At 63.4% G+C, this 25420-nt stretch carries 15 protein-coding genes and 1 tRNA gene; 4 read left to right on the top strand and 12 right to left on the bottom strand.

Features of this window, described 5'->3' with window-relative positions:
• The first annotated feature begins 6 nt into the window (after positions 1 to 6).
• Positions 7 to 1314 carry an N-acetylglucosamine-6-phosphate deacetylase gene (gene nagA / locus FPK30_RS06905; RefSeq protein WP_144085870.1) on the top strand — a complete coding sequence of 436 codons (1308 nt, stop codon included), beginning with the start codon at positions 7 to 9 and terminating at the stop codon, positions 1312 to 1314.
• 129 nt (positions 1315 to 1443) lie between these two features.
• Here the strand turns inward: nagA and htpX are convergent, their stop codons facing one another.
• The 6 genes from htpX to FPK30_RS06875 form a co-directional block, all read right to left on the bottom strand.
• Positions 1444 to 2382 carry a zinc metalloprotease HtpX gene (htpX, locus tag FPK30_RS06900; RefSeq protein ID WP_144085869.1) on the bottom strand — a complete coding sequence of 313 codons (939 nt, stop codon included), beginning with the start codon at positions 2380 to 2382 and terminating at the stop codon, positions 1444 to 1446.
• Between the two features lie 81 nt (positions 2383 to 2463).
• Positions 2464 to 3057 (bottom strand): DUF4411 family protein, encoded by a 594-nt coding sequence (locus tag FPK30_RS06895; protein ID WP_144085868.1) that lies wholly within the window; start codon positions 3055 to 3057, stop codon positions 2464 to 2466.
• Positions 3054 to 4235: an ImmA/IrrE family metallo-endopeptidase gene (locus tag FPK30_RS06890; protein WP_144085867.1), complete on the bottom strand. Its 1182-nt coding sequence runs from the start codon at positions 4233 to 4235 to the stop codon at positions 3054 to 3056. Before FPK30_RS06890 ends, FPK30_RS06895 begins: the two co-directional genes overlap by 4 nt.
• A gap of 166 nt (positions 4236 to 4401) precedes the next feature.
• Complete coding sequence (locus tag FPK30_RS06885) at positions 4402 to 5868, bottom strand: FAD-dependent oxidoreductase (RefSeq protein ID WP_144085898.1); 1467 nt, start codon at positions 5866 to 5868, stop codon at positions 4402 to 4404.
• 118 nt (positions 5869 to 5986) lie between these two features.
• A complete protein-coding gene (locus tag FPK30_RS06880) occupies positions 5987 to 7954 on the bottom strand; it encodes a heavy metal translocating P-type ATPase (RefSeq protein WP_144085866.1) in 1968 nt (655 codons plus the stop codon).
• 173 nt (positions 7955 to 8127) lie between these two features.
• A complete protein-coding gene (locus tag FPK30_RS06875; protein WP_144085865.1) occupies positions 8128 to 9990 on the bottom strand; it encodes a trypsin-like peptidase domain-containing protein in 1863 nt (620 codons plus the stop codon).
• A 232-nt stretch (positions 9991 to 10222) separates the two neighbouring features.
• On the opposite strand from FPK30_RS06875, the gene tgt reads away from it, so the two are divergent.
• Together tgt and FPK30_RS06865 are read left to right on the top strand one after the other, a co-directional pair.
• Positions 10223 to 11521: a tRNA guanosine(34) transglycosylase Tgt gene (gene tgt, locus FPK30_RS06870; RefSeq protein WP_045923801.1), complete on the top strand. Its 1299-nt coding sequence runs from the start codon at positions 10223 to 10225 to the stop codon at positions 11519 to 11521.
• A 56-nt stretch (positions 11522 to 11577) separates the two neighbouring features.
• Positions 11578 to 11660, top strand: a tRNA-Leu gene (locus FPK30_RS06865).
• 149 nt (positions 11661 to 11809) lie between these two features.
• Here the strand turns inward: FPK30_RS06865 and FPK30_RS06860 are convergent.
• Positions 11810 to 12091: a metal-sensitive transcriptional regulator gene (locus FPK30_RS06860; RefSeq protein ID WP_024627554.1), complete on the bottom strand. Its 282-nt coding sequence runs from the start codon at positions 12089 to 12091 to the stop codon at positions 11810 to 11812.
• A 119-nt stretch (positions 12092 to 12210) separates the two neighbouring features.
• On the opposite strand from FPK30_RS06860, the gene FPK30_RS06855 reads away from it, so the two are divergent.
• Positions 12211 to 15090, top strand: coding sequence for a heavy metal translocating P-type ATPase (locus tag FPK30_RS06855; RefSeq protein WP_144085864.1), 2880 nt, complete (start codon positions 12211 to 12213; stop codon positions 15088 to 15090).
• Positions 15091 to 15111: 21 nt separating this feature from the next.
• Here FPK30_RS06855 and FPK30_RS06850 read toward each other — a convergent pair whose 3' ends face one another.
• From FPK30_RS06850 to FPK30_RS06830, 5 genes are all read right to left on the bottom strand, one after another.
• Positions 15112 to 16203: an alpha/beta fold hydrolase gene (locus FPK30_RS06850; protein ID WP_144085863.1), complete on the bottom strand. Its 1092-nt coding sequence runs from the start codon at positions 16201 to 16203 to the stop codon at positions 15112 to 15114.
• A 36-nt stretch (positions 16204 to 16239) separates the two neighbouring features.
• Positions 16240 to 18570, bottom strand: coding sequence for a YhgE/Pip family protein (locus tag FPK30_RS06845; RefSeq protein WP_144085862.1), 2331 nt, complete (start codon positions 18568 to 18570; stop codon positions 16240 to 16242).
• Positions 18567 to 21203, bottom strand: a complete 2637-nt coding sequence (locus FPK30_RS06840; RefSeq protein WP_144085861.1) for a YhgE/Pip domain-containing protein — start codon at positions 21201 to 21203, stop codon at positions 18567 to 18569. Before FPK30_RS06840 ends, FPK30_RS06845 begins: the two co-directional genes overlap by 4 nt.
• Positions 21204 to 21465: 262 nt before the next feature.
• Positions 21466 to 22773 carry a chloride channel protein gene (locus FPK30_RS06835; RefSeq protein ID WP_186279438.1) on the bottom strand — a complete coding sequence of 436 codons (1308 nt, stop codon included), beginning with the start codon at positions 22771 to 22773 and terminating at the stop codon, positions 21466 to 21468.
• 56 nt (positions 22774 to 22829) lie between these two features.
• Positions 22830 to 25238: a S9 family peptidase gene (locus tag FPK30_RS06830; RefSeq protein WP_144085859.1), complete on the bottom strand. Its 2409-nt coding sequence runs from the start codon at positions 25236 to 25238 to the stop codon at positions 22830 to 22832.
• Positions 25239 to 25420 lie beyond the last annotated feature (182 nt).

The raw sequence follows: 25420 nt of genomic DNA, 5'->3' as shown, positions 1-25420 counted from the left end.
CCAAACATGTCCAAGGAAGCATACGAGTCGGCGGGGCTCGCGGTCGAGTCATCCCTGAATGGACCGGCCCATCCCCTTGTCCTGACCGGCGCAAGGCTGATAGACGCCCGGGGCATCAGGGAAGACAGCTGGATTCTGGCCCTGGATGGCAGGATCGAGCAGGTCGGACAAGGCAGGGAGAGCCTGGAATCCGCCCTCAGGGCCGCTGGCCTGCCCAGCCTGCCACCCTCCTTCCAGCCTGGATCCGATAACCATGACGTGAATGCGAGCGGTGTGGAGTTCATCGACGCAGCCGGCTTCATCCTCACCCCCGGGTACATCGACATCCACTCCCACGGCGGCTGGGTTCACTCCTTCGATGACGGTGACGAGGCCATTCGCACAGCCAGGGCCTGCCATATGGTCCATGGAACCACCCGGCAGGTGCTCAGCCTGATCACCAACCCGGTCGACGCGATGTGCACCAATCTGCGCTCGGTCAGGCGGGTCATGGACTCCAGACCCGACGTGCTGGGCGCCCACTTGGAAGGGCCCTTTATTGCCCTCTCCCGTAAAGGGGCGCACGATTCCAAGTGCCTGCGCGACCCTGAACCTGCTGTTCTCGACAGTCTCCTGGAGGCCGCCGACGGTTGCATACGCCAGGTGACGCTGGCCCCCGAGCGCGACCATGGCTACGAGGCCATATCACGCCTGGCCGGATCTGGCGTGGTGCCCGCGGTCGGCCATTGCGATGCCGACTATGACCAGACCCGCCGCGCCTTTGATGCCGGCGCCCGCATACTCACTCATGTCTTCAACGCCATGAACGGCATCCGCCACCGTCAGCCAGGACCCATTCCGGCCGCCATGGAGGACCCTCGGGTCACGGCCGAGCTGATCAACGACGGTTTCCATGTGCAGGACCCCTGCGTCGATCTGGCCTTCAGGCTCTTCCCCCATCGGATAGCCCTGGTCACCGACGCCATGGAGGCCACCGGCTGCGAGGACGGCGCCTACAAGCTGGGTTCCCTGGATGTAACAGTGAAGGGCGGCCACGCCCGCCTGACCTCCAACGGAGCCATCGCTGGTTCAACCCTGACCCTGGATGTGGCAGTCGACCGAGCCGTCCAGGCCATCGGCCTCCCAGCCCCCCAGGCCGTGGAAGCCGCCACGCTGACGCCTGCCCGGGCCCTGGGACTTGACCGTCCCAATCCGATTACCGGCTCTCCGCTGGGTCTGCTGGCACCCGGCTATGCGGCCGACCTCCTCCTCCTGAACCCGGCCGACTGGTCCGTCAAAACCGTGGTCTGCAACGGGCGCAGAATTCAGATCTAAAGCACGGATAACCTGAAAGCCTCGGGTTCCTCGTTGCCTCTATGACGAGCAGGATTCTTCGCAACTGAGGGCACTAAGGCAGCGGGGAGGGACCACCGCTATCAGCAGGCGCATGAGTCCGTTGATCTCTCAGTACCCCACCTGGGCTCCACGCCCGGAATTCACCTGGGTCTGCTGTCCCATCTCCTGGCTCATCTGCATCAGGCGGGCTATGCGCTCATCGGTGGGCGGATGGGTGGAGAAGAGCCTGCTGAATCCCCGGACAGAGAAGGGATTCTCGATCATCATGGCGGCGGCGCTCTGGGTGCCGGCGGTCTGCGGCATGGGCGCGGCCTGAGACCCGTAGGATATTTTGTTCAGCGCCGATGCCAGAGCCGCCGGGTCCCCAGTCAGCCGACTGCCGTCCTCGTCGGCGTCATACTCGCGGGTGCGCGAAATGGCCATCTGGATCAGGGAGGCGCCCAAGGGGGCCAGAATCGAACTGATCAGCACGCCCAGAAGGCCAAAGACGCCGGAATCGTCATCCCTGTCCCGGCTGTCGCCGCCGAAATACATGAGGGAGTATCCCAGGTAGGTGATGACCGTGGCCATGGCCGAAGCCACAGCTGAAGTCAGGATGTCGTGGTTGTAGACGTGCATGAGTTCGTGGCCCAGCACCCCGCGAATCTCACGCTCGTTGAGGATACGCAAAATCCCCTGGGTGCAGCAGACGGCAGCATGGCGCTCGTTGCGGCCTGTAGCGAAAGCGTTGGGAGAGTCGGTGGGGGCAATGTAGATGCGGGGCATAGGCTTGCCTGCCCTCCCCGACAGCTCTCGGACAATCCGATAAAGGTCGGGAGCCTCCTGCTCACTGACCGGCCGGGCATGCATGGAGGCGATCGCCACCTTGTCGGAGAACCAGTAGGATCCGAAAGTGGTGGCCAGGCCTATGAGGATATAGATGCCCAGCGTCTCCTGGCGACCGCCGGTCAGCCACCAGATGAGCATAATAACGGCCCACATGAGGGCGAACAAAAGCGTCGTTTTCAGGCCGTTGAAATGTCCGTGAACCTTCAGCTTGCCATTCATGGATTCCATGGTAGACAATGCCGCTGAATTTTTGCTGAACGACCGCTGAAAAGATGAGGCTGGCGATGTCCCCTCTCCATTTCAGAACAATACGATTGGATCTCCGCTCTTCTTGTCATGAGGCTTAGGAACATACCGGGCTTTCTTCAACCTCCCGTTTTCATCGAAGAACCGACGAAGATTCATGGTCTTTACCCCAAAATGATCTGCGATGTTAGGAATCTTGGGCTCTTTCTTCATGTGCTGCCCCTGTTGCAGCGGGACCCGGGCCTCGTCCGTCACGATGACTGCTCCCTCGACTTTGGCCACGGCGATCAGCCAGGGATCCTCCTTGCTCTCTGACTCCCAGTATTGGCGCGACTCTTCCGTATACTGCCCGCAGGTGACCAGATAATCCTGGATTTGCGCATAAACCTGCGCATACCTGTCATCCTTATGACTTATTTGGCGGCCTTTGAACACTGCACGCACCCAAAGATCCAGCATATCGGGATCAGCGGCCTGCTCGTTGACCAGCTCTTCGTAGACAACATCCACCATGGCAATCGCCTTGTCCTCAGCCAGCTTTTCCATCCATCGCCAGAAGGGGTGAAACTCCTTGTAGTCGAAAGGGTGGTTGAGCCGGTAGGAGGCGATGAAGATGTTGGAATCAGGCAGGTAGAGGGTAGCGGTCATATCAGCTTCTTTTCCCGAATCAATCCCTGATAAGACTGCGAAGAACGCACTCCCACCAGATCGAAGCCCTCAGTCGGAGCCAGTCTGCCCCCGTCCATGGCGGCATTGACCAGGCGGACGAAACCGGTGTCAACCCTGGAGGCATTGGTCCTGTTGCCATTGCCTTGGGTTTTCTGCTCCTGACGATGAGCAGTCTTGTTCTGAAGCTGCCGCTCCATTCGTGCCCGCAGTTCCTTGAGCGTATCCTCGTCAGCCAAGCCGAACTGACGGGCTTGTATCCCCATGGCCAAGGCACTCAGATGGAAGTCGTCAGCTATAGACTCCGCGGCGTCCGCCGGCACCTTGCCCGCGTCCAGCTTCTCCTGCCAGAGCCGCCGGAAGTACTCATCGCCAATCACGGCCTTTACCACCGCCCGGTTTATCGCGCGCTCCGTGGCCTTGCGGTCCCCTTGGCCGCCAATGCCGTCGAAGAGCTCCTGAGTGCCCAGCAGTACGTGCCCCACCTCGTGAATCAAGGTGAAGATCATGCCGTCAAAAGAGTCGTTTCTGTTGATGAACACCAGCGGAGCCATGTCGTCGATCAGCACGAATCCCCGGAACTCCTGAAGATCCAGCTTGCGGGATCTGGTAGAACCCACCTGGGAGTTGAGCATGATCATGATGCCCGCATCAGAGGCGCGTTCCTTGAGCTGACGGAAACGGTCGCTGGAATTGCCGCCCTCCCAGGCAGAGCGCCCATCAAACCCAAGGGTGGAGCGAAGCGCATCAGCCAGGGAATCGTCCTGCTCGGCATCGCGCACCGAACCGACTAGCGGGTTGGCATCCAAGCCGGACTCAAGCAATTCATCCCTGGCCCACTCCTGCCTGAACCGCATCTGGTCGATGGTGTCCTGCAGATTTTTGCTGGGCTGCACAGACGTGTTGCCTACGGTCCGGTACTGGACCAGAGGCTCAAGGCGGCGTTGGGGCACAACCGACCTGACCAAGGCGCCGAAGGGCACATGCAGGGCCCTGCTGAGCTGCTCAACCTTGTTGAAGGATACGGACACCGGTTCCTTGGATTCCAGCCAATTCGGCAACTGGCCAAGCCCTCGGCGCTGAGACAGGGCGGCTGGATCGGCATCGCTCTCCTCAACGGCCCACTGGAGGGTGGCCGGATAGAGAGTCAGGTTAGCCATGTCACGCTCCTTCGATTCCGTGAGGGGCTCCAATAACAATGATAGCTGGCACCAGGCCTATCTGTCTGCTGTAAGCGCCCAGTAGTGGATGCCAAGAAAACAGGGCCTGGGTGAGGATTCATGAACCTCATCCAGGCCCTGCCATTGCCGATCTAAGAGCGATCGCCTACTCGCCGTGGGCGAGCTGGCGGAGCTGGTCGGGATCGATGACCTTGATGTGCTCGCGGCCCGCCTTGGCGCCCTCGGCACGCTCGTAGGCATCCACCCGCTTCCAACCGGCGAAGTCGATGGGCTGGATGCCCTTGTCCGCCAGGAAGCGATCAATCGAATCGTCGTCACGGTCCTTGGCGAAGCGGCCACGAGTCGGGCTGGCGGCCAGGTCATCCAGCATGTTGCCAATGGTCTCCAGGGCATCGGACTTGGTGGATCCGATCAGCCCCACAGGTCCCCTCTTGGCCCAACCCGTGGCGTAGAGACGGTCGATGGGTCGGCCGTCCTGCCCCTCGGGAGCAGTAGTCACACGACCGTGGACGTTGGAGAGGGTATAGCCGGCGAAATCGTATGGAATGCCGGGAACCTCAGCCGGCTTGTAGCCGATGGCATGGTAGACGGCCTGAACCGGGTACTCCTCGTACTGGCTGGTCTCCTCCATGGTGCCCTCGGGCGTGACCTTGGTCTTCTCCGCCCGAATGCCGGTCACCTTGCCGTCCTGACCGATGATAGCGGCTGGCATCCGGTAGAAGTGCATATAGAAACGGCGGTCGGCGGGGTTGCCTTCGAAGTCGACACCGCCGTCCTCAGCCATGTCCTCGGCCATCTCCCTGATGGTGAAGAGCTCCTCCAGCATCTGCCTGGTCAGCTTGTCGGCACCGGCCCGGTCGATGGTCTCCTGATCCAGGTCGAAGTCTTCCTCGTCGATGACGATTTGCACTCCGGGCAGCTTCTCCAGCTCACGCAGCTCCTGGACCGAGAACTTGGCCTGGGCTGGTCCGCGACGGATGAACATGTGCAGTTCACGGGCCTGGTTGCCCTGAATCCCCTGGTAGACATTATCGGGGATGTCGGTGCCCAGCAGGTCGTCGGCCCGCCGCATCAGGATTCTGGAGACATCCATGGCCACGTTCCCGCCTCCGATGACGGCCACCTGCCTGGCATCCAGGGGCCAGTCCTGGTCAGCGTCAGGATAGCCGTCATACCATTCGACGAAGTGGGCGGCCCCGTGAACGCCATCAAGCTCATGCCCGGCAATCTCCAGGGGGCGGTCGTCCACAGCGCCGGTGGCGAAAAGGACCACATCGTAGCGCTCAAGCAGGTCATCCAGGTTGACGTCCTTGCCGAACTCCACATCCGCATAGAGATGGATCTCGGGGTTGTCCAGCGTCTTCTCCAAGGCGCCGGCGATGTACTTGATGCTGGGATGGTCCGGGGCCACGCCGTAACGGACCAGGCCGAAGGGAACGGGCAGCTTCTCGAACAAATCGATCCGGGCCCGTTCGCCCAGGCCCAGGTCTGCTCCCTTCTCCCGAAGCTGCCGCAGCAGGATGTCAGAGGCGTAGACCCCTGCAGGCCCCGCACCTATGACGGCCACGCGCAGGGGGGAGCCGGCTTCCTCGCCGCGGGCCGGTGCGGGCATGGTGGAATCGTTGACAGTATTATCGCTCATGCTTGTCAGCCTAACGCAAAGCAGGGGTCGGGAACAGAGCCAGGCGGGCTCCATCCCCGGGACTTTCACCAAGCGTCGTGAAATGGCCTCAATCCCGGTCTATCAGCGCAGTCAGGGCCCAGAGGATGGAGACCACGTCGATGGCCTCCTGGGTAAAGGCGCCGACAACCACCGGGATCAGGTCGAAGGCGGCGCAGAGCATGCCCACCGTGGCCAGGGTCAGTCCCAGCATGACCGCCTGGAGCATGACCCGCTTGGTCCTGCGAGCGATGGTGATCGATCTGGGCAGGCAGGCGATGTCGTCGTTCATGATCACAGCCTGGGCGGATTCTGAGGCGGCCGTAGTGGTCCCGTCGGTGATGGCCATGCCTACGTCGGCGGCAGCCAGGACCGGGGCATCGTTGACCCCGTCCCCCACCATCACGGTGATGGATTTGGTCACTGACTCCCCTAGGAATTTGGACAGCCAGATGTCCCAGAAGGGCTGTCGGTTGGGCTCCTCCCTGGAAGCCTTGGCGATCAGATTGGCCTTGTCCTCGGGGAAGAGGCCGGCATGCACGTCGGTGATGCCCACCTGGTCGGCGATGATCCGGGCCGAGGCCTCCTTGTCACCGGTAACCATGGAGAGACGGGTGATCCCCAGCTCCCGAAGCTGGGCGATGGTCTGGGCGGCATCCGACCTGGGCACATCCTTCATGACGATTCTGGCAGCCAGGACCCCATCGATAGAGACGAAGGAGGCCATCTCGTCAGGCGCCAGGGGGCCAAAGGAATCACTTGAATTCCCGTCGGCCACGAACTGGGCCCTGCCCACCTTGACCTGATGGCCGCCGACCATACCCTGGACCCCGTTGCCGGAGTCCTCCTGAACCTCCTGCGCATGCAGATGGATCTCGTCATTGCTCTGCGCCCGCAACCGCTCCTGGGCGGCAGCCCCGGCCTCAGCGATCCCGTTGGCCAGGATGTGGACCGAGTAGGCCTCCACAGCGCCCGCCATGGCCAGAATCCGGTCTGTATCGACCTTCTGCTCCCTGCCCTCGGGCAGGTCGATCTTGGCCACTTGGGGACGTTTGACGGTCAGCGTGCCTGTTTTATCGAAGAAGATGTGCGAGACCCGGCCCAGATTCTCGATCACGTCCTGGGTTTTGATCAGCAGCCCCGCCTTGGCCAGCCTCCCGGTCCCGGCCATGTAGGCCACAGGAGCGGCGATCAGCAAAGGGCAGGGGGTTGCCAGGACCAGAACCTGGGCGAACCGGGTCGGCACGCCGGAGATGATCCAGGCTACGCAGGCGATGATGAAGGCCACCACGGTGAAGGGGACTGCCATCAGGTCAGCTGTTCTGACGACTGCAGCCCGCGAGTTCTGGGCGGAACGCACCAGGTTGAGGATGCGCTGATACTGGGAATCACGGGCCAGCTGCCGGGCCCGCATCAGGAAGGTGCCCGAGCCATTGACCGCCCCGGACATGACCTGGGCATCCTGGTAGAGCCTGCGGGGCATGGGCTCACCGTTGATGGTGGACATATCCAGGGTGGCAGTGCGGCTGATCAGCTCGCCGTCAACGGGCACGGTCTCACCGGGCTTGACCACCAGGAGGTCTCCCAGGCGGACCTGATCGACCGCCACCGTGCTCCAGTCGCTCTCCTTGGGAAGGCCATGCTTTCCCTCCGGCAGGTCTACCTGGACTACATGGGCCACCTGAGGAGCGGCCTGAACCAGTACCGTCAGGTTGTTCTGTGCCCTGTTCCCTGCATACTGCTCGATGGCATCGCCGGAGTAGAGCATGAGGACCACGGCCCAGCTGGCCCAATACTGCTTGACAGCCAGGGTGGAGAGAATGGCGACCACAGCCAGGATATCCACGCCCACGTGGCCATGTCGCACGTCATCGATCATCCCCTTGAGGGTGTCCACCAGCGAGACGGCCACCAGGACGGCCACCAGCCATTGGGCAGCCTGGCGATAGGGGTGCCAGAGCAGGCCCATGACCAGTCCGCAGACCAGAACCACCCAAAGCATGGGGACCTTCTTGGCGAAACCCAGGATTTTTGACATGACCACTTCCCCGCTCCGGACTTGTCTACCTGACAGCCGCAGCCGGATCACGGCTCTCTTCTGCACCTGACATATCAAGCCTATACCGCGCCAGGCCCAGCGGCGGACGGCGGATATGGCAAGGGGCCGCGCCCGTCATCTGACGGATGCGGCCCCTACGGGTCAGTCCCGGATCACTGCCCGAAGAAGAAGCGGAAGGGATCTATGGAGTCGTCGTCGCCCGAACCGCCCTGGTCGGAGTCGCCGTCCTGGCCACTGCCGTCCGAGTTCCTCCTGTTGGTCCTGGGCTTGCCCTGAACGGTCTGTTCCTCGCGGTCCAGAGTGGCGTTCACTTCGGAGGTCTTGCCGTCCCTGACCACGGTGATCTTGACCGAGTCACCGAAGGCGGCGGCCCGGACAAAGCCCAGCAGGGAGAAGTTGTTGTTGACCGCATGGCCGTTGAAGGCCACGATGGTGTCGCCAGTCTTGATGCCCGCCTTGTCGGCCGGGGAGCCGGAGACCACCTTGGTGACCTTGGCCCCCCCTCGGGTGACCCCATCGGCCTGGGCTGTACTGCTCTGGATGGTGACACCCAGGGAGACATGCTTGGCCTTGCCGTCCTTGATGATCTCATCAGCGATCCGCTTGACCAGGTTGGAGGGGATGGCGAACCCGATGCCGATGGATCCCGCCTCGGACTTGGAGGAGGCCATGGAGGCGATGGAGGAGTTGATCCCGATGACCTCGCCGGCCGCGTTGAAGGTGGGGCCACCCGAGTTGCCGGGGTTGATGGCCGCATCCAGCTGGACCGCGTTGGTTACAATGGGGTTATTGTTGCTCTCGTCCATGACCGAGACCGGGCGGTTCAGAGCCGAGACGATGCCGGTGGTGGCCGTGTTCTCGTAACCCAGTGGGTTGCCGATGGCCATGACATTCTCGCCCACAGCCAGCTTTTCGGAGTCGGCGAACTTCACAGGCTTCAGGTCGGAGGGCGCCTGATCCAGGCTGAGGATGGCCAGATCGGCCGTGGTGTCGGTGCCGACCACCTTGGCCGTGTACATCTGCCCGTTGGAGAGGGTGACGTGAATCTCCTGGGCACCATCGACCACGTGGTTGTTGGTGACCACATGGCCCTGGGTGTCGAAGACCGCGCCCGATCCGGCCCCCACCCCGCTCTTGGTCTGCACCTGGATAGAGACCACGGACTCGGAAACCTGCTTGCTGATGGCCTGCCAGTCGGGAGCCTGGCCGCCCTGGACCTTGGCTGTGCCCTGGCCCGAGGAATTGGAGGAGACCCCGTTCAGCGAGGAGGACGAGGGCAGGGTGATCCATCCGTTGGACAGTGCCGCCCAGCCCAGGCCCAGCATGAGGGCTGCGGCCACCAGGGCGGCCACCACGGCGGTGAAGACGTACTTGCCCGTGCCGCTCATGCTGCTGCCGGCGTTATTGCCAGGACCGGACCGGCCGTTGTTGGGGCCGCCGGATCCGAAAGGCACGAAGGGACCCTGGCCGGAGGGCTGGCCACCCTGGGGGCTCTGGCCGGCATTCGGACGGGGCTGGCCGTTCTGCCCGAACTGGCCTGGCTGTCCGTATTGTCCGAAGAAGCCCTGCTGAGGACTGGAGCCATACCCCTGGCTGGGCTGCTGCTGACCCTGATCGCTGGCGGGCGGACGCGAGCCTGCAGGTGCGTAGGCACCATACTCGGGCGCAGGCCGATAGTAAGACTGCTGCTGCGTCTGCGCATCCTGCCCTGTAGTCGAGCCGTTGGAGGCGGAGGCTGAAGCCCCGGCGTTGCTATCGCCATTCGACCCGGTTTCCGCAGTCGTGGACCGTGCATCGCCACCAGGCATGTCAATAGGGGTCGTGGGCCTCTGATCCCAGGCCTGAGTCTGCTGGTCCCCTGCTTCTGTCGCTGGGACTTGAGCAGAGTCGGTCTGGTCTGTGGAGGCTCCCGTCTCCTGCTCTTGCTCGGCGGCCCCGCGCTCGATGTGGCTTGGCTGCCAGGACTGACCGTCATCGCCGCCCCTCCAAGGGTCGGCCTTGTGCTCTTCAGCCATTTCTGCTCCTTCGGATCGATGCCGCTGCCTGCTATTCGGTCACGCTTGTCAATCTACCCCGTCGCCCGCGCTTTTTGCTGTTTCCGGCTGACAGGCGAAGCGGGTCCTCGCATGCATTGCTTCCAAGTCTAGGGCCGAAATGCTGAATGTTGTCTGGACATTGCATGAAAGTCATATCGACTGTACACAGGGCAGCTGCGGGACGGTTGGATGTCTTGGATACAGTGGAGCCATGAGCCTGATCACCAACCCGCTGGGAGCCACGCCGGGCCGACCCGGCGACCGCACCGCATTCTCATTCGAGACCCTGAACCGTCTGCCCGATAGCCCCGAAGGCCTGGGACGCAATGGCCGCCGCTACGGCCGCACCGGCATCATCCACACTCCTCACGGAGACATCCACACCCCCGCATTCATCCCCGTGGCCACCCAGGCGGCTATGAAGGCCGTCCTGCCCGAGCAAATGCGGCAGCTGGGTGCCCAGGTCCTTCTGGCCAACGCCTTCCACCTGTTCGAACGCCCGGGCCCCGACATTCTGGATCAAGCAGGCGGCCTGGCCCGGTTCATGAACTGGGACGGCCCCACCTACACCGACTCGGGCGGCTTCCAGGTGCTCTCGCTGGGGGCGGGATTCAAGAAGACCCTGGCCATGGACGTGACCGGCATGAAGTCGGACCAGGTGATCGCCGAAGGCAAGGAGCGCCTGGCCTTCGTGGATGAGGACGGGGTCACCTTCAAGTCCCCGCTCAACGGCGACCGGCACCGCTTCTCGGCCGAGATCTCCATGGGCATCCAGCACCGCATCGGAGCCGACATCATGTTCTCCTTCGACGAGCTGACCACCCTAATGAACACCCGCACCTACCAGGAACAGTCAGTGGAGCGCACCTTCCGTTGGGCCAAACGCTGCGTGGACGAGCACCACAGGCTGACCCAAGCGCGGACCGGCAAGCCCTACCAGGCCCTGTTCGGCGTGGTGCAGGGGGCCAATTATGAGGATTTGCGCCGACGCGCCGCCCGCCAGATCGCCTCCCTGGACTTCGACGGCGTGGGCATCGGGGGCGCCATAGAGAAACGGCTGCTGGGGCAGACCTGCGCCTGGATCTGCGACGAAATGCCCGAATCCCGGCCCAGGCACGTCCTGGGCATCGCCGCTGTGGACGACATCTTTGCAGGCGTGGAGAACGGCGGGGACACCTTCGACTGCGTATCCCCGGCCCGCTGTGGACGCAACGGGGCCGTCTTCACCCGTGACGGCCGCTGGAACATCAAGCGTGCCCAGTTCAAGACCGATTTCAGACCCATCGAAGAGGACTGCGACTGCTATACCTGCACCCACTACTCCCGGGCCTACATCGACCATCTGCTCCGCGCCCACGAGCTCAACGGCTACACGCTGGCCACCATCCACAACGAGCGCTTCTTCGTAAGGCTGCTGGACGAGATCCGCCGGTCCATCGATGGCGGCTACTTCGACGACTACAAGAAGGAGACGCTGGCCAGGTTCTACGCCCACGGATCCAAGGGCTGAGCCAACACGCCATTATTGCGCCGCGCAGACAACCGTGCTAACCTTTCCAGTTGTCTGCGAACGTGGCGGAATGGTAGACGCGCTGTCTTCAGGTGGCAGTGAGCTGATGCTCGTGAGGGTTCAACTCCCTCCGTTCGCACGAAGAAATGGAAATGTCTTTGGCTGACTGATGTCGGTCGAAGGCATTTTTTATTGGTCCGATGGCAGCCGAGGCCGTTCAGCCTATTCGATATTCCAGGCATGCCCACCAGAATCCCCAGTCCGATTGGACCTGTCTGACAAGGGCTGCTAGGAGCGAACCAGCCGGGCGATGGCCTCGGAGGCCTCCTGCATCTTCTCGTCGGCCTCTTCACCCCCCTTTTCGGCAGCTTCGCGGACGCAGTGGTTCATGTGGTCGTCCAGCAGGGTCAGGGCCACCGACTTCAGGGCGCTGGTCGAGGCGGCGATCTGGGTGAGGATATCGATGCAGTAAGTGTCCGACTCAACCATCTGCTCGATGGCCCTGACCTGGCCCTCGACACGCCGCAGTCTGGTTATGGTCCGCTTTTTATCGTTGGCATATCCGGGCACGATTCACTCCATTCGCATTCATCCCATGGCCTTCATGACGCAGCCAAGACTGACTCGAATTCATGAAACCCATCTCGAAATTCACTATCAGTATACCCCTGGGGGGTATAGTGAGCCACATGAGCAGCATCCTGGTCCTTATCGCGGCCCTGGCCATAACGGCGGGCATCATCTGGTACTTCTTCGCGCCCAGAAAGGCCACCCAGGCCAAGGATGAGGGCGGCGTCCAGACAGTCCACATCACAGTCAAGGGCGGATACAGCCCCCAGCTGATCCAAGTCCAGGCCGGGCGGCCGGTCAAGCTGGTCTTCGACCGCCAGGAGAGCGGAGAGTGCTCCTCGCACGTGGTCTTCAACGATTTCAACATCGACAAGACCCTGCCCGCCTTCCAGACCTCGACCGTCCAGCTGACCCCGCCCAAGGCCGGCGACTACCCCTTCGCCTGCGGGATGAACATGCTCCACGGGATGCTCCGGGCCACCGATGGACCGACAACCGGCAGCGCCGAGGCACAATCCAAACAAGCACAGGGCAGCCAGTCACAAGGCGAGCGCCCACAAGCCGAACCCACCGAATCCGCCAAGCCCGCCCAGACCAATGGCGGCAGCGACCAGGACGAGGCGGATCAGGAGCGCACGGCAGAAATCCGTGACCTGACCAGGCGGTTCATCGTAGCCCTGGTCTTCACACTCCCGGTCTTCATCCCGGCCATGTTCGGCATGTTCCTGCCCATGCCCCACATGCTGATGAACCCCTGGGTCCAGCTGGTCCTGATCCTGCCGGTGATGTTCTACTCAGGCTGGCCCATCCACCGCACCGGATGGCTGGCCCTGGCGCACCGGGCCCCGGAGATGAACTCCCTGGTCGCCCTAGGCACTGCCACGGCCTTCCTCTACTCACTGGTGGTCACCGTGGCCCCGCAGCTCCTGCCTGAGGGAAGCCGCGAACCCTACTACGAGGCTGTGGGCACCATCATCACCCTGATGATCCTCGGCCAGATCCTGGAGGCAAGGGCCCGGCGCGGCACTGGCGATGCCATCCGCGCCCTTGTCGGATTGAGACCCAAGACCGCCACCGTGGTGAGGACCGGCCAGGACGGCAGGGAGACCACCCAGGAGATCGCCGTCGACGATGTAGCCGTCGGAGACGTGATCCAGGTCCATCCGGGCGAGAAGCTGCCGGTGGACGGCCAGGTCATTTCCGGATCATCCTCTGTGGACGAATCCATGGTGACCGGCGAGCCCATGCCTGTCCTCAAGCAGGAGGGCGATTCCCTGGTCGGAGCCACCGTCAACGGCACAGGCTCCCTGCGCTACAAGGCCACCCAGGTAGGACAGGACACCGTTCTGGCGCAGATCATTCGGCTGGTCAAGACGGCTCAGACCTCCAAGGCACCCATCCAGAAGCTGGCCGACCGGATATCGTCAATCTTCATCCCCGGGGTCATCCTGGTAGCGCTCTGGACCTTCGTGGCCTGGTGGGCGTTCGGCCCCATGCCCCGCGGAGTATACGGAATCGTGGCGGCGGTCTCCGTCCTGGTCATCGCCTGCCCCTGCGCCTTGGGCCTGGCCACCCCCCTGTCCGTAACGATCGGCACTGGACGCGGCGCCCGTGCCGGTGTGCTCTACCGGTCGGCGGAGGCCCTGCAGGGAGCGCATGACGTCGATACCATCGTCCTTGACAAGACTGGCACCATCACCCAGGGCCGACCTGAACTGGCTGATGCCCTGAGCGTGCAGGGTCTGGATGAGGACCTGCTGATCAGGGCAGCCGCGAGTGCCGAGAGCAATTCCGAGCACCCCCTGGCCCAGGCCATCGTCCAGACCGCAAAGGACCGCAATCTGGAGCTGGTCCCGATCAAGGACTTCGACTCGGTCACCGGCGCCGGCATCGATGCAACCTTCCCCTCCGGCTCCTTCAAGAGCATGACAGAAAACAGCCGGAATGAAGAGAATACCCTCCATGTCCTTGTCGGCAACCGCAGGCTGCTCGAGGGCAAGGGAATCGATCTAGGGAACGAAAAGGCGGACCAGGCAGGCGCGCAACCCCTTTTCGACACCGCCCGCAGCTGGGAGGATCAGGGCCGCACAACCATCTTCGTAGCCATCGACGGCAGGCTTGCCGGGGTTCTTGCCGTGACCGACCAGGTCAAGGCCGGCTCCAAGCAGGCCATCCACGACATGAACGAGCGTAACATCCAGACCATCATGCTGACCGGCGACAACCAAGGCACCGCTGAGCAGGTCGGCGGCCAGGTGGGAGTCACCCGAGTGGTGGCGCAGATCCATCCCGAGGACAAGGCGAGCATCGTCAAGGCCCTTCAGGCCCAGGGTCACAAGGTGGCCATGATCGGCGACGGCATCAACGATGCCCCGGCCCTGGCCCAGGCCGACCTGGGCATGGCCATCGGCACCGGAACGGACGTGGCCATCGAGTCCGCCGACGTGACCCTGGTCTCGGGCGACCTGAACGCGGCCGTCAAGGCCATCGACCTTTCGGCGGCGACCATGCGCAACATCCATCAGAACCTCTGGTTCGCCTTCGGGTACAACGGCCTGGGCATACCCATCGCCGCCGGCGTGCTCTACCCCTTCATCGGCCTCCTGCTCAACCCCATGATCGCCGGAGCAGCCATGGCCTTCTCCTCCCTGTCAGTGGTGCTCAACGCCAACCGGCTGCGGCATACGCCCCTGAAGGCCAGGCCGGTCAAGGAGGCCAAGCCAATCGACATGGATGCCCTGACCAGGGACCTCAGTATTTCCACCCACCAAGAACACAACCAAGAGAAAGGAAATGAGATGGGACTCTTCCATCATCACGACGACATGCAGCAGGACCAGGCAGCGACGGACAAGGTCACCGACCCAGTCTGCGGGATGTCCATCGACCCCAGCACGGCCGCAGCCAAGCGCGACTACCAGGGCAAGACCTACTACTTCTGCTCGCAGAATTGCGTCGATACCTTCGATGCCGATCCTCAGAAGGTGCTCGACAAGTAGGATCTCGTGTTCGGCGTCTGATCAGCGGTCGTCAGCGAGCTGCCAGGGCTGGTCGAAAAAGTCGAAGATGCGCTCCAAGTAGGGCCCTAGAACCTTGTCGGGCATCTGGTAGAGCTCGTGCATACTGCCCGGGATGCGCACCAGCGTGGCCTGGCAGCCGCCCTGCTGGACCTGGTCGACAAATCGGTTCTGGGGCATCGGCAGCACAAAGCGGTCGGGCTGAGCCTGGAAAAGCAGCAGAGGGGTCTCCACCCGGCTGCATCGGTCAGGACGCAGTATGGCCCGGCTCATCTCCAGGCTCTCCCTGACCCAGCCGAAGGTGGCGGCGCTGGTCTGGTAATGCACCTCCTTGGCCCGCAACTTATGGGTCCAGGACACCCGAGCCTGGCTGCCATTGGGGTACTTGCCCATATCCAGCTCGGGACGGAAGGGGCCGAACCCCGGAGCCATGCTGCGCGAGCGGCCCATCATGCAGGCGGCGTTTGTCGCCGTCCATGCCACCGAGGGCATGAACCCGGTCCGCGGCGCAATCATGGGCGATGACAGGACCGCCTTATCAATAAGTGAAGGAAAAGTTTCCAGCATTCTTGCAGCCACACCGCCGCCCATGGAATGGGCATAGAGCACCATAGGCTTGTCCTGGGCGTACTGCTGGCCCACCTGGGAGCAGAAGGCGGCCAAATCCGCCACATACCGCTGCCAATGATCCACCCATACCAGACTGGGATCGTTTACTCCTCGGCCGGAGAAACCGTGTCCCCAGTGCTCGGGAATGCAGACAGAGTACCCCTGCATCAGGAAGTACCAGGCCATCTCCTGATACTTGTCGGCGAATTCCGAAAAACCGAAGGAGATGATTACGGCCCCGCGCACGCGAGCCGACCCTGACTCCACCGCGCCCTGGCGGAAAAGCGTCCTGTCATAGCAGACGTAATGCAGAAGCCGGGAGGGGTCGACGCCGCCGAGATGGGCCTTGTCCAGTAAGGTTCCCCCGTCCTCGCCGCCGTCATGGGAGATCATCCATCCGTCACTGCGACAGGAGGCCAGATCAGGTAGGACGCGATCCTTCATGATCTGGTCGTAGCGGCGCTCCTCAACCAGTTGGACGCTCATGCTCTCACCCTATACCACCTTCTGTTGGACTCGACCCTACATGAGCCGGGTGCTCTCCAGGTTTCTGACGATCCAATCATTGAAGCGGATGACGGGCTTGCGCAGGACCAGCCCCAGCAGCAGCGAGGGCACCAGGAAGAGGGCCAGGGTGGCCATCTCCCGCCAGAACTCCATGCCATAGGCTCCGGCAACGGCCGACTGCATGGCCCCGATGGCGTGGACGAAGGGCAGGAAGGGATAGACCCCTTGGAAGAAGCCGGGCAGGGTCTCCATGGGGAAGGTGCCGCCCGAGCCAGCCACCTGCATGACCAGGAGGATGACAGCGATGGCCTTGCCGATGTCCCCGAAGGAGACGACCAGGGTATAGATCAGATTCATGAAGACGAAGGAGGCGAAGACCGCCACCAGCACGAACATCAGCGGATGCACGCACTGGACCTTCAGGTAGAAGAGGTCACCCAGGGCGATCAGGCAGCCCTGGAGGATGGCCATCAGGGCGAAGACCGCGAATCTGCCGAAGTACTCCTGGTAGAGCTGAAGGCCGAAGCGGCGGGCGTTGCCTGGCGACTCCGGGCGGAAGACTCCCCAGGAGCGGCTGCCCTCGGAATCCTCATCCAGGTCATCGGCCCTCTTCCAGGCATCCTGCAGGGAGTCCAGGTGCAGGACGAAGGCCTTCTTCTTGTCGGACAGGGCCACCTTCATCATGGCTGCCAGAATGGTGGCGCCCACCCAGATGGAAAGGATGGTGTAGAAGGGGGTCATGGCCGACCCGTAGTTCATGACCGGGAAGACCGCATGCCGATGGATGCCTACCGGCGAGGACAGAAGCGCGGCCAGGGTTTCGGAATCCCCGCTCAGCAGGGTTTTGACCTCCTGCGCATCCTTGCCCTGCGAAGCCTGGGTCAGGTGTCCCCTCAGGTCGGTCAGCCGCTTGGAGGCCTGGTCCAGGCGCTGGGAGATCTCGCCCAGCTGGTCCTTGGCCTGGCTGATGTCCTTGGTCATAGGGCCCGTCAGCCCAGAGGCGCCCTTGACGGTTCCATCCAGACCCGTCAGCAGCCGGTCGGTCGAAGTGACCACGGTGTCCATGGAGGAAGCCAGGTCATCCAGGCGGGGCTTCAAATCATCGCGGTACTGGGCGCGGATCTGATCCACCGAGGCGCGGGCCTGGGCGATCCTGTTCTTCAGATCCTGCCGCTGACCGCCCAGCTTGTCCTTGCCCTCCTTGGCTGTCCGGGAGGCCTGGCTGATCCGATCGGCCAGGTCGCGCTGAGCCGCCTGGGCCGCCCGCATTCCGGCCTGGGCCTGATCGATGGCGGTCAGCAGGGCCTGGCGCTGGTCTGCTGTCAGATTGGAGTCGGATTCCACCGTGGCACGCAGATCCTCCAGACTGGCGATCATCCGGTCGTAGTCGGCCGCCGAGTCTCTGATCCGTTCGCTTAGATCGTTCAGCTGGCTGCTGACGGCATCGCTCTGCTGACCTACCTTGTCGAAGGCATCGTCGATCTTGGACCCGATGGTGTCATAGGCGCCCGAGGCCTGGTCAAGGGCAGCGTCGACCGCCTGGGCTGACCCGGAGAGGGACTTGCCCAGATCCTTGGACCCCTTGGTTCCCTGATTCAGGGCCTTCCTGGCATCGGCCATGGCGGAATCGGACCGACCCAGAATCCGTCCGGTGGAGTCGATCATCTGTCCGGAGGAGTCCAGTAGGCCCGCATAGGCATTCACCTGGCTGGATGCAGTGGTCAGCCGCTGTGACATCTGGTCGATGTGGCCGGTCGTCCTGGTCAGATAATCCTGGACCTGGGGGCTCTGGGAGTAGGTGAAGACCTGGCTGGCCAGATCGATCCCCACCTGCCCCACGGTCTTGACGAAGGTCTTGTCGATGGTCGTGGCCACGGTGTCGGCCCCCTGCTCGGTGACATGGGGGGCGATGGCGTTCTTCTTCTCGTTCAGGTAGTACTCAAGGTTGGCGTGCTTCACATCCTTTGAGAAGAGGGTCATCATATCCGCGCTGAAATCCTTGGGAATGACGATGGCGGCGTAGTACTCGCCTGAGCGCACCCCCTCCAGGGCCTGATCGCGGTTGACGAACCTCCAGTCCAGCTGGTCGTTGGCCCGCAGGGTGCTGGTGACCGTCTCCCCCACGTTGATCCTGACCGGGATCAGGTCGGACTTGTACCCCTTGTCAGTGTTGGCCACGGCCACCTTGATGGCCTTGGTGTTCTTATAGGGATCCCAGCTGGCAGCGATGTTGAACCAGGCGTAGAGGGACGGGACGATGATCAGGCCCATCAGGACGATGATGGCGATGACGTTGCTGGTGGCGTCGGCCAGGTCCTTGCGCAGGATCCTCCATATGTTCCTCATCGGCGATCACCATCCTCGGGAGCGCCCTCCTCATCGCGGTTCAAAACTGATTCGCGCACGGCCGTGGTCAGCCTGGTCATGGCCGAGGGACCTTGCCGACGCGGGCGGATCAGGGTGTGGAAGTCCATGCCGGGACGCTCGGTCAGGCCCAGCTGCTGCACATAGCCGTCGCAGATGTACTCGACGATGATCAGGTAGGCGTCGATCAGGACGATGGAGGCGATGCAGGCGATCAGCATGACGATCTTGGCCTCGGTGCTGAACAGCAGGATAAGGAAGAGCACCGGCAGCAGGACCAGGGCCAGACCAGCCCGGATCAGCGTTGGATAGAGGGCCAGGAAGCGATGCGCCCGCCGCCTTACGACGGCGCGGTAGTCGCCCTCGCCCAGGATGGAGCGGGCCAGGCTGCCCAGGCTCAGGCGACGGTCGGCCGAATGGTTCTGCTCGGTCAGCATCAGGTCGGTGGCGCCCAGCCGCCGGTCGAAGAGGGCATTCAGGTTGAGCAGGTACCGCCGCACCACCAGTCCGATCAGGAGTGCCGCCGGCAGGTACCAGAAGATGTGGAGCATGTCCTGCCAATAGTGGTTGCCGTACATGCCGCCGATGGTCTCGCGCATGGCGTTGATCCCGTAGGTGAAGGGCAGCCAGGGGTTCAGATTGCGGAAGAAGTCGGGCATCATCTCAATGGGGTACATGCCCGAGGAGCCGGGTATCTGCAGAATGACCAGGACCACGGCCAGGGCCTTGCCGATGTGCCTGAAGGAGGCGGCCAGGGCATAGATGATGTTGATGTAGACGAAGGAGGCAAAGACCCCGGCCAGGACGAACAGGGCCGGCTGCTGGCACTGGATGCCCAGCATCAGGTCGCCCACTGTAGCGATCAGCGCCTGGAAGAAGCCGACGAAGACCAGCAGAAGCCAGCGGCCCAGGTAGGCCTGGGTGGCGGTGCACTTGCGGATGCCCTCCTTGTCGACCTCCAGCTTGTAGATGGCGATCAGGATGAACCCGCCCACCCAGAGGGCCAGATTGGTGTAGAAGGGCGCCACGGACGACCCGTAGTTGCTGACCGGGTAGACCGTGTGGGAATCCAGCTTGACCGGCGAAGCCATGGCCTTTCCGAAGGATTCGGGGCTCAAGCCCAGGGTCTGGGACATCCGGTTCCAGGCGGCCGAGGACCCCAGGGCCGCCACATCGGTGCGGACCCCCTCCAGGTCGGACCTGACCGAGGCCAGGGAGGCCCTGGTGGTGGACAGGGTTGACTGGGCCTGACCAATGGTGGAATCCAGCTGGTCCAGCAGGGCATCGGTCTGGGCGGCCGTGGTGGCCAGGCTGCTCAGGGCGCCCTGGAGCGAGCCGTTGGAGGCGTTGAGGTTGTCCAACCCGGTAAGAAGGTTGGGCATGGTGGTCCCCGTCAGGCTCTGGCTGGCCGCAGTCAGGGCCTTGATACCTGTGTCTCCGGTGTCGGTCATGGCCGAGCTCAGGTCCGATGCGGCCTGCTTGCCCGAATCCAGGGCCGTCGAGGAGTTCTTCTTGAAGGCATCCAGAGATGCCTTCTGCTGCTGGTTGGTCTTTTTCAGATCGTCGATCTGCCGCTGGATGCTCTCGTAGGCCGGATCCCCGGGATGCAGCCCGGACTGGTCCAGACCTGTCTGGAGCCGGTCCACGGCCTTCCCGTTGGCGTCCACCAACTGGCCCAGGCCGGAATTGACCCGGTCCACCTTGTCCTGGGTGGCGTTCAGGTCGGCGGTGATCCCGCCTGCCACCGTATTCACATCCGTGACCGCGCTGGACAGCCGCACCGACCCGTCCGCCAGAGCCTGGTTCAGGGCGGAGGAGAAGCGGAGGCTGTCATCGCGGGTCCTGGTCATGTGGTCCTGGGCCTTGCTCAGGGTGGCCTGGGTGGCCGATATCTGACTCTGCAGATCCTTGATGTCGCTTCTGGAGCCGGCCACGGTCTGCCTGGCCTGGCCCATGGTGGAACCAATCCGGTCAAGCTGGCCATCCGTACGATCCAGCTGGCCGATGATTTCCCCCAGGTCGCCCACCACCTGACTGCGGCTCTGCTCGGCCGCGCCCTGTGCATCGCCGGCGGTCTGCAGGACCTTCCCGGCCAGGGCATCGCTGACGGCCGAGACGAAGACGGTGTTGATCTCCTGGTCGATGGTGGAGGCGCCTGTGTCGGTCACCTTGGGGGCGATGGCGTTCTTCTTCTCATTGACGTAATAGTTCAGCGCAGGCCTGCTCCCGGTCCCCTCGACGATGCCGACCAGATCGGCGCTGAACCGTTCTGGGATGATGATGGCCGCGTAGCACTTGCCTGAGTGGACCTCGTCGATGGCTCTCTGGTCATCATCCATGAACTTCCAACCCAGGCTGTTGTTGCCGCGCAGCTCCTGGATGACCGATCTGCCGGCATTGATCCTGCCGGTTTCCGCCGACTGCGCCCCTCGATCCATGCTGACGACGGCCACGGGCAGGTTCTTGACGTTGCTGTAGGGGTCCCAGAGGGCCATGATGTTGAACCAGGCATAGAGGGAGGGCAGCACGGCCACGCCGATGGTCACCACCAGGGCCACGGGGTTGCGCAGTATCCGCCAGAGATCTCGCCTGAAGATGGCCAACACGGTCTTCACCGCCAGGCACCTCCTTCTTGTCTGTCCGGGGTATCACGGCACTGGCCTGCTCCACTCGGATCGGCTGCATCCTCCCGGGACCTACGTCCGGCCCGAGTATAGCCACCCTTCCTTACTGGCCCAGGCCGGTCAGCTGATCGTGAATGCCCGCTCGATGCCCGCTCAATGCTGGAGGCGGAAGGGCAGGCATGCGACCAATGGTGGTTTCATCGTATATGAGTAAGGACGGATCCCTTGGGCGACACAGGCTACCGACGACGGTTTATGCCTTGGCCACGAACAGACGGGAGACAGCCATCGACAGGGCCACAGCCAGGCCCATGGGCATGAAGGCCATGACCGGCAGGTGACAGACCTCCATCAGCATGGCCATGGCCATGAGCGGAGCCTGCTGGGACGCGGCCAGCAGGGAGGCGGCACCGATCACGGCACACTGCCAGACCGGCAGGCCGGGCACAAGGCAAGCCAGCAGCAGGCCCAGAACAGCGCCCATGGCGGACCCCAGGGCTATGGACGGCGTCAGGGTGCCGCCGAAGGCCCCGGCACGGATGGTGGCTGTGGTCAGCAGGGCCTTGGCCAGTGCGAAGAGGGCCAGCAAGGCGAGCGGCTGAGCCAGCTGGAGTCCGGAGAACCCCGCAGACAGCCGCTGATCCATGCCCATCTGGGCCAAAGCCCGGCCGTTGCCCAAGACCTGTGGAACGGCCAGGGCGACCAGACCGGTCAACAGAGCTACCACCGTCAGCTGCCAGATGGCCGCAGGACCAGTGGTTCTATGGGCCTCTGCCCAGGAGGTCATCCGCCGAAATCCTGCCCCCAGCAGTCCCATGACCGGCCCGATCAGCAGGACCACCGCCATGAGCCAGGGCCGGAAGGACTCGGAGCCGACCTTATAGTAAGGAGCAAACCCCTTGATGGAGCCGCCAACCAGGGTGGCCAGGGCTGACATGGCCAGATTGACCGTCACCACTTCGGCATCAACCCGCCGCAGCAGCACCTCGATGCCGAAGAAGGCGCCGGTCAGAGGCGCAATATAAATGCCAGCGAAACCCGCACCAGCAGCCGAGGCGACCAGCAGCGGACCGTCCTGATCACGCAGCCCCAGCCGTCGGCCCAGCCTGGTCCAAAGACCGCCTAGGAGGGCCCCGGCCTCGCGCGGAGCCACCTCCCTGCCGATGGAGCCGCCAGCAGCCACAAAGAAGATCTGGGTGAGCACATGAACCACGGTCCGCCCCGGGGGCATGGGCGCGCCCTTGACAGCCTGGCCGACCGAGGGAACCAGCCTGGTCCTCGTCCGCAGCCAGGCCCAGACCAGGCCAGCCACCAGACCGGCAATGGTCACCGAGGCCAACCTCCTGATCGGCGGCACCGCCTCAGCCGTGGGAGTCCCTGGAGTCTCAGCGAAACCCAACAGACCGACCTGGGTCAGCTCGAAGAACCTTGCCAGCAGGCCCGAGGAAAGTCCGACCAGCAGGCCCAGGCAGAGCACCGAGACCGCCAGACCCCAGCTGCGGGGAAGCTGGAATCCGCGTTCGGGCCCTGGTGTCTGGTCAGGCTTTCGTTGGGTATGCACAACCCCAATCTAGCGGAAGCAACCGCCAGCAGAGCGTTAGCCCAAGCAGCCTTTTGTCAGTCCGTCTTGTTCTTGAGAGCCTCCCGTAGGAAGTCCCGCTGCAGAATAAGCAGGTTCTCGGCCACGGTCTCGTCGTTGGTCATGTGGGTGATGCCGGTCAGCGGCAGGACCGTATGGGGACGGCCAGCCGCCATCAGAGCGCCGGAGAGCCTCAGGGTGTTGGCCACGGAGACGTTGTCATCCGCGAACCCGTGGATCAGCATCAGCGGGCGGCGCAGCGAGGGGGCGTCATCAATGATCCCATTGCGGCGGTAGACGGCCGGGTCCAGACCCAGATAGCGCTCAGTGTAATGAGTGTCGTAAAGAGTCCAGTCCGTGGGCGGGGCGCCAGCGCAGGCCGCATGGATACGGTCGGGAGCCCGCAGGACCGACAGGGCCGACAGGAAGCCGCCATAGGACCATCCGATCATGGCCACATGCCCCAGGTCGGCCTCGGGAGCAAAGTCCGGCAGAGCCGCCAGAGCCTCAAGTTGATCATCCAGAGTCACCTGGGCCATGTCCTCGAAGATAGCCCGATCCCAAGCAGGCCCACGACCCGGCGTACCCCGACCGTCGGCGGTCAGGACCAGGAAGCCCTGATCCGCCCACCACTGGGACTCCCAGTAGTAGGACTGGTTGAAGACCACCTGCTGGGCGCCCGGCCCGCCGTAGGGCTTGAGCAGGACGGGCAGGCTGTCGGCGCTGGCGTAGGGGCTGGATTCAGAGGGCCTGACGATGGCTGCGAACAGCTCGTGCTGCCCCATGCGCACGAAGTCCACGTTGGGAGTGAACCCAGGATCGCTGCTGGTGTCGGCCAAGACGGCGCTCATGGCTCCCTGGCTATTGGTATGACCGGCATCCACAGCCCGCCGATCAGGACGATCCTGATGCTCCGGCCGTACAGACTCACCAGTCTGCCTAGCACTGCTGTCGGGGCGGGCTTCACCCACCAGACCCAGCCCTTCAGCACCCAGGCGGTCCAGATCCCCGTCAGCCCCCAGGTAGCAGTGGCGCACCTGCCCCTGCGCCGAAGCCATGGTCCGGCCGCTGACCACGATGCCATGGCCGGCTCGCGAGGCGGACCACACTCCGGGCAGACGGTTGAGCACATGAATGGAGCCGTCATAGCCCAGGCGCATCAGGTCGAAGCTGCGGGGGTCAGTAGAGACCACCGCCAGCACATCGCGGTCCTCCACGGACAGCACCTGCCGAATCTGGCAGCCAGCAGGAGAGAATATCTTTCCGTCCAGGCGCAGCCGCGTGGTGTCGGCTTCTGTATCGATGAAGGCATCCACCAGCCCGCCCTGGGGCCGGTAGGCCGGCAACCCGGGCACCAGGTCGATCCATTGGTCATTGTCATGCGTCTGCAGCACCCTGGTGGCCACCTTGGGCGCGGCCTCGGGATCGAGCAGGGTCATATTCTGCCCCGGCTCCAAGCCCTGACGGGCATCCGGCACCTGCACATCCAGAATCCTGTCCTCGGTCTGCCGACGGTTCTGAACCAGCAGCAGGGGCCGATGCCCGTCCTGCCAGCGAACCACGGCCAGATACTCGAAGGCCTGATGATCCCAGTCCACCTCGCCCACCCAGGGGTCGGCGTCATCCTGACCCAAGAGGACCAGGCTCAGCCCGACTCGGGCATTGGCAGTAAGGGCCTGGGGATACCGCCGAGCGCGCGGCCCGACCTGGGGATTGGCCGGATCGCTGATGTACCAGATCGGCTCATCAGAGGAATCAGTGTGCTCGACCAGCAGCGCCTTGGAATCCGGCGACCACCAGAATCCCTGGTAGCGGTCCATCTCCTCGCCGGCCACGAACTCGGCCAGCCCCAGCCGCATTCGATCATCGGTGCCTGGGCGCAGGGCCAGGACAGCCCGTTCACGGTCCTGCACGGCACCCTGCCCGATAGTGACCACCATCAGCCGGTCGCCAGTGGTATAGGCCACCATGGTGCCGTCCGGGCTGATGGCAGGATTGAGCACAGCCGAATCGCTGTCTTCCAAACTCAGGACCCGCGTGGAGGCGGTGAGACCATCGGGGGCTATCAGCGAGAGCCAGAGCCGACCACCCAAGGCAAAGACTACCCGATCCCCGGCATCATCCACGCTGTAAGCGACAATGCCCTCGCCGCCCTCTCGCGAGCGCTCCCTGCGAGCCAGCTCGGCGGCCGGCACCCGTTCCTGGTCCGCATCATCCAGCAGGGCCCTGGGGTCGGCCAGGAGCACCTCATGGTGGCGGCCATCCTGGCCAAAGGCAGACAGCCAGAGCCCGGTCACCAGGTCTTCAGGTCCGTCGGAGCGCAGGAATACGGCCCGTGAGCCATCCCCCACCGCCAGGGCCGACCGTGGCGCACCCAACGTAAACCGCAGGGTCCGGGCCTTGGCCCGCGGATATGCCTCCATCGCCCGATCCACCTCTTCGGCCATGCTCGCTCCTCGACTATCTCTGACATGATCCCCATGATCATGCGTCTGCCACGATGATAAGCGCCCAGGTGCCAAAGGGGAATTCGAATAGCTCAACTGCGATGCGCCGCCTCGATCACCAGTAAACGTCAATCGTTCTACTGAGAAATTTTTATTGTCGAATACGGCCTGTTTCCGGTCTA

Origin of the sequence: Bifidobacterium apousia (genome assembly GCF_007559275.1) — a bacterium.
GTDB lineage: Bacteria > Actinomycetota > Actinomycetes > Actinomycetales > Bifidobacteriaceae > Bombiscardovia > Bombiscardovia apousia.
This window is presented reverse-complemented; position numbering and strand designations above follow the sequence as displayed.

What these genes read in the sequence shown, in the direction of transcription:
- FPK30_RS06895 (WP_144085868.1), bottom strand. Translation starts at nt 3,057, where the DNA reads ATGACCGCTACCCTCTACCTGCCTGATTCCAACATCTTCATCGCCTCC.
- FPK30_RS06875 (WP_144085865.1), bottom strand. Translation starts at nt 9,990, where the DNA reads ATGGCTGAAGAGCACAAGGCCGACCCTTGGAGGGGCGGCGATGACGGT.
- nagA (WP_144085870.1), top strand. Translation starts at nt 7, where the DNA reads ATGTCCAAGGAAGCATACGAGTCGGCGGGGCTCGCGGTCGAGTCATCC.
- htpX (WP_144085869.1), bottom strand. Translation starts at nt 2,382, where the DNA reads ATGAATGGCAAGCTGAAGGTTCACGGACATTTCAACGGCCTGAAAACG.
- FPK30_RS06855 (WP_144085864.1), top strand. Translation starts at nt 12,211, where the DNA reads ATGAGCAGCATCCTGGTCCTTATCGCGGCCCTGGCCATAACGGCGGGC.
- FPK30_RS06845 (WP_144085862.1), bottom strand. Translation starts at nt 18,570, where the DNA reads ATGAGGAACATATGGAGGATCCTGCGCAAGGACCTGGCCGACGCCACC.
- FPK30_RS06850 (WP_144085863.1), bottom strand. Translation starts at nt 16,203, where the DNA reads ATGAGCGTCCAACTGGTTGAGGAGCGCCGCTACGACCAGATCATGAAG.
- tgt (WP_045923801.1), top strand. Translation starts at nt 10,223, where the DNA reads ATGAGCCTGATCACCAACCCGCTGGGAGCCACGCCGGGCCGACCCGGC.
- FPK30_RS06830 (WP_144085859.1), bottom strand. Translation starts at nt 25,238, where the DNA reads ATGGCCGAAGAGGTGGATCGGGCGATGGAGGCATATCCGCGGGCCAAG.
- FPK30_RS06880 (WP_144085866.1), bottom strand. Translation starts at nt 7,954, where the DNA reads ATGTCAAAAATCCTGGGTTTCGCCAAGAAGGTCCCCATGCTTTGGGTG.
- FPK30_RS06885 (WP_144085898.1), bottom strand. Translation starts at nt 5,868, where the DNA reads ATGCCCGCACCGGCCCGCGGCGAGGAAGCCGGCTCCCCCCTGCGCGTG.
- FPK30_RS06890 (WP_144085867.1), bottom strand. Translation starts at nt 4,235, where the DNA reads ATGGCTAACCTGACTCTCTATCCGGCCACCCTCCAGTGGGCCGTTGAG.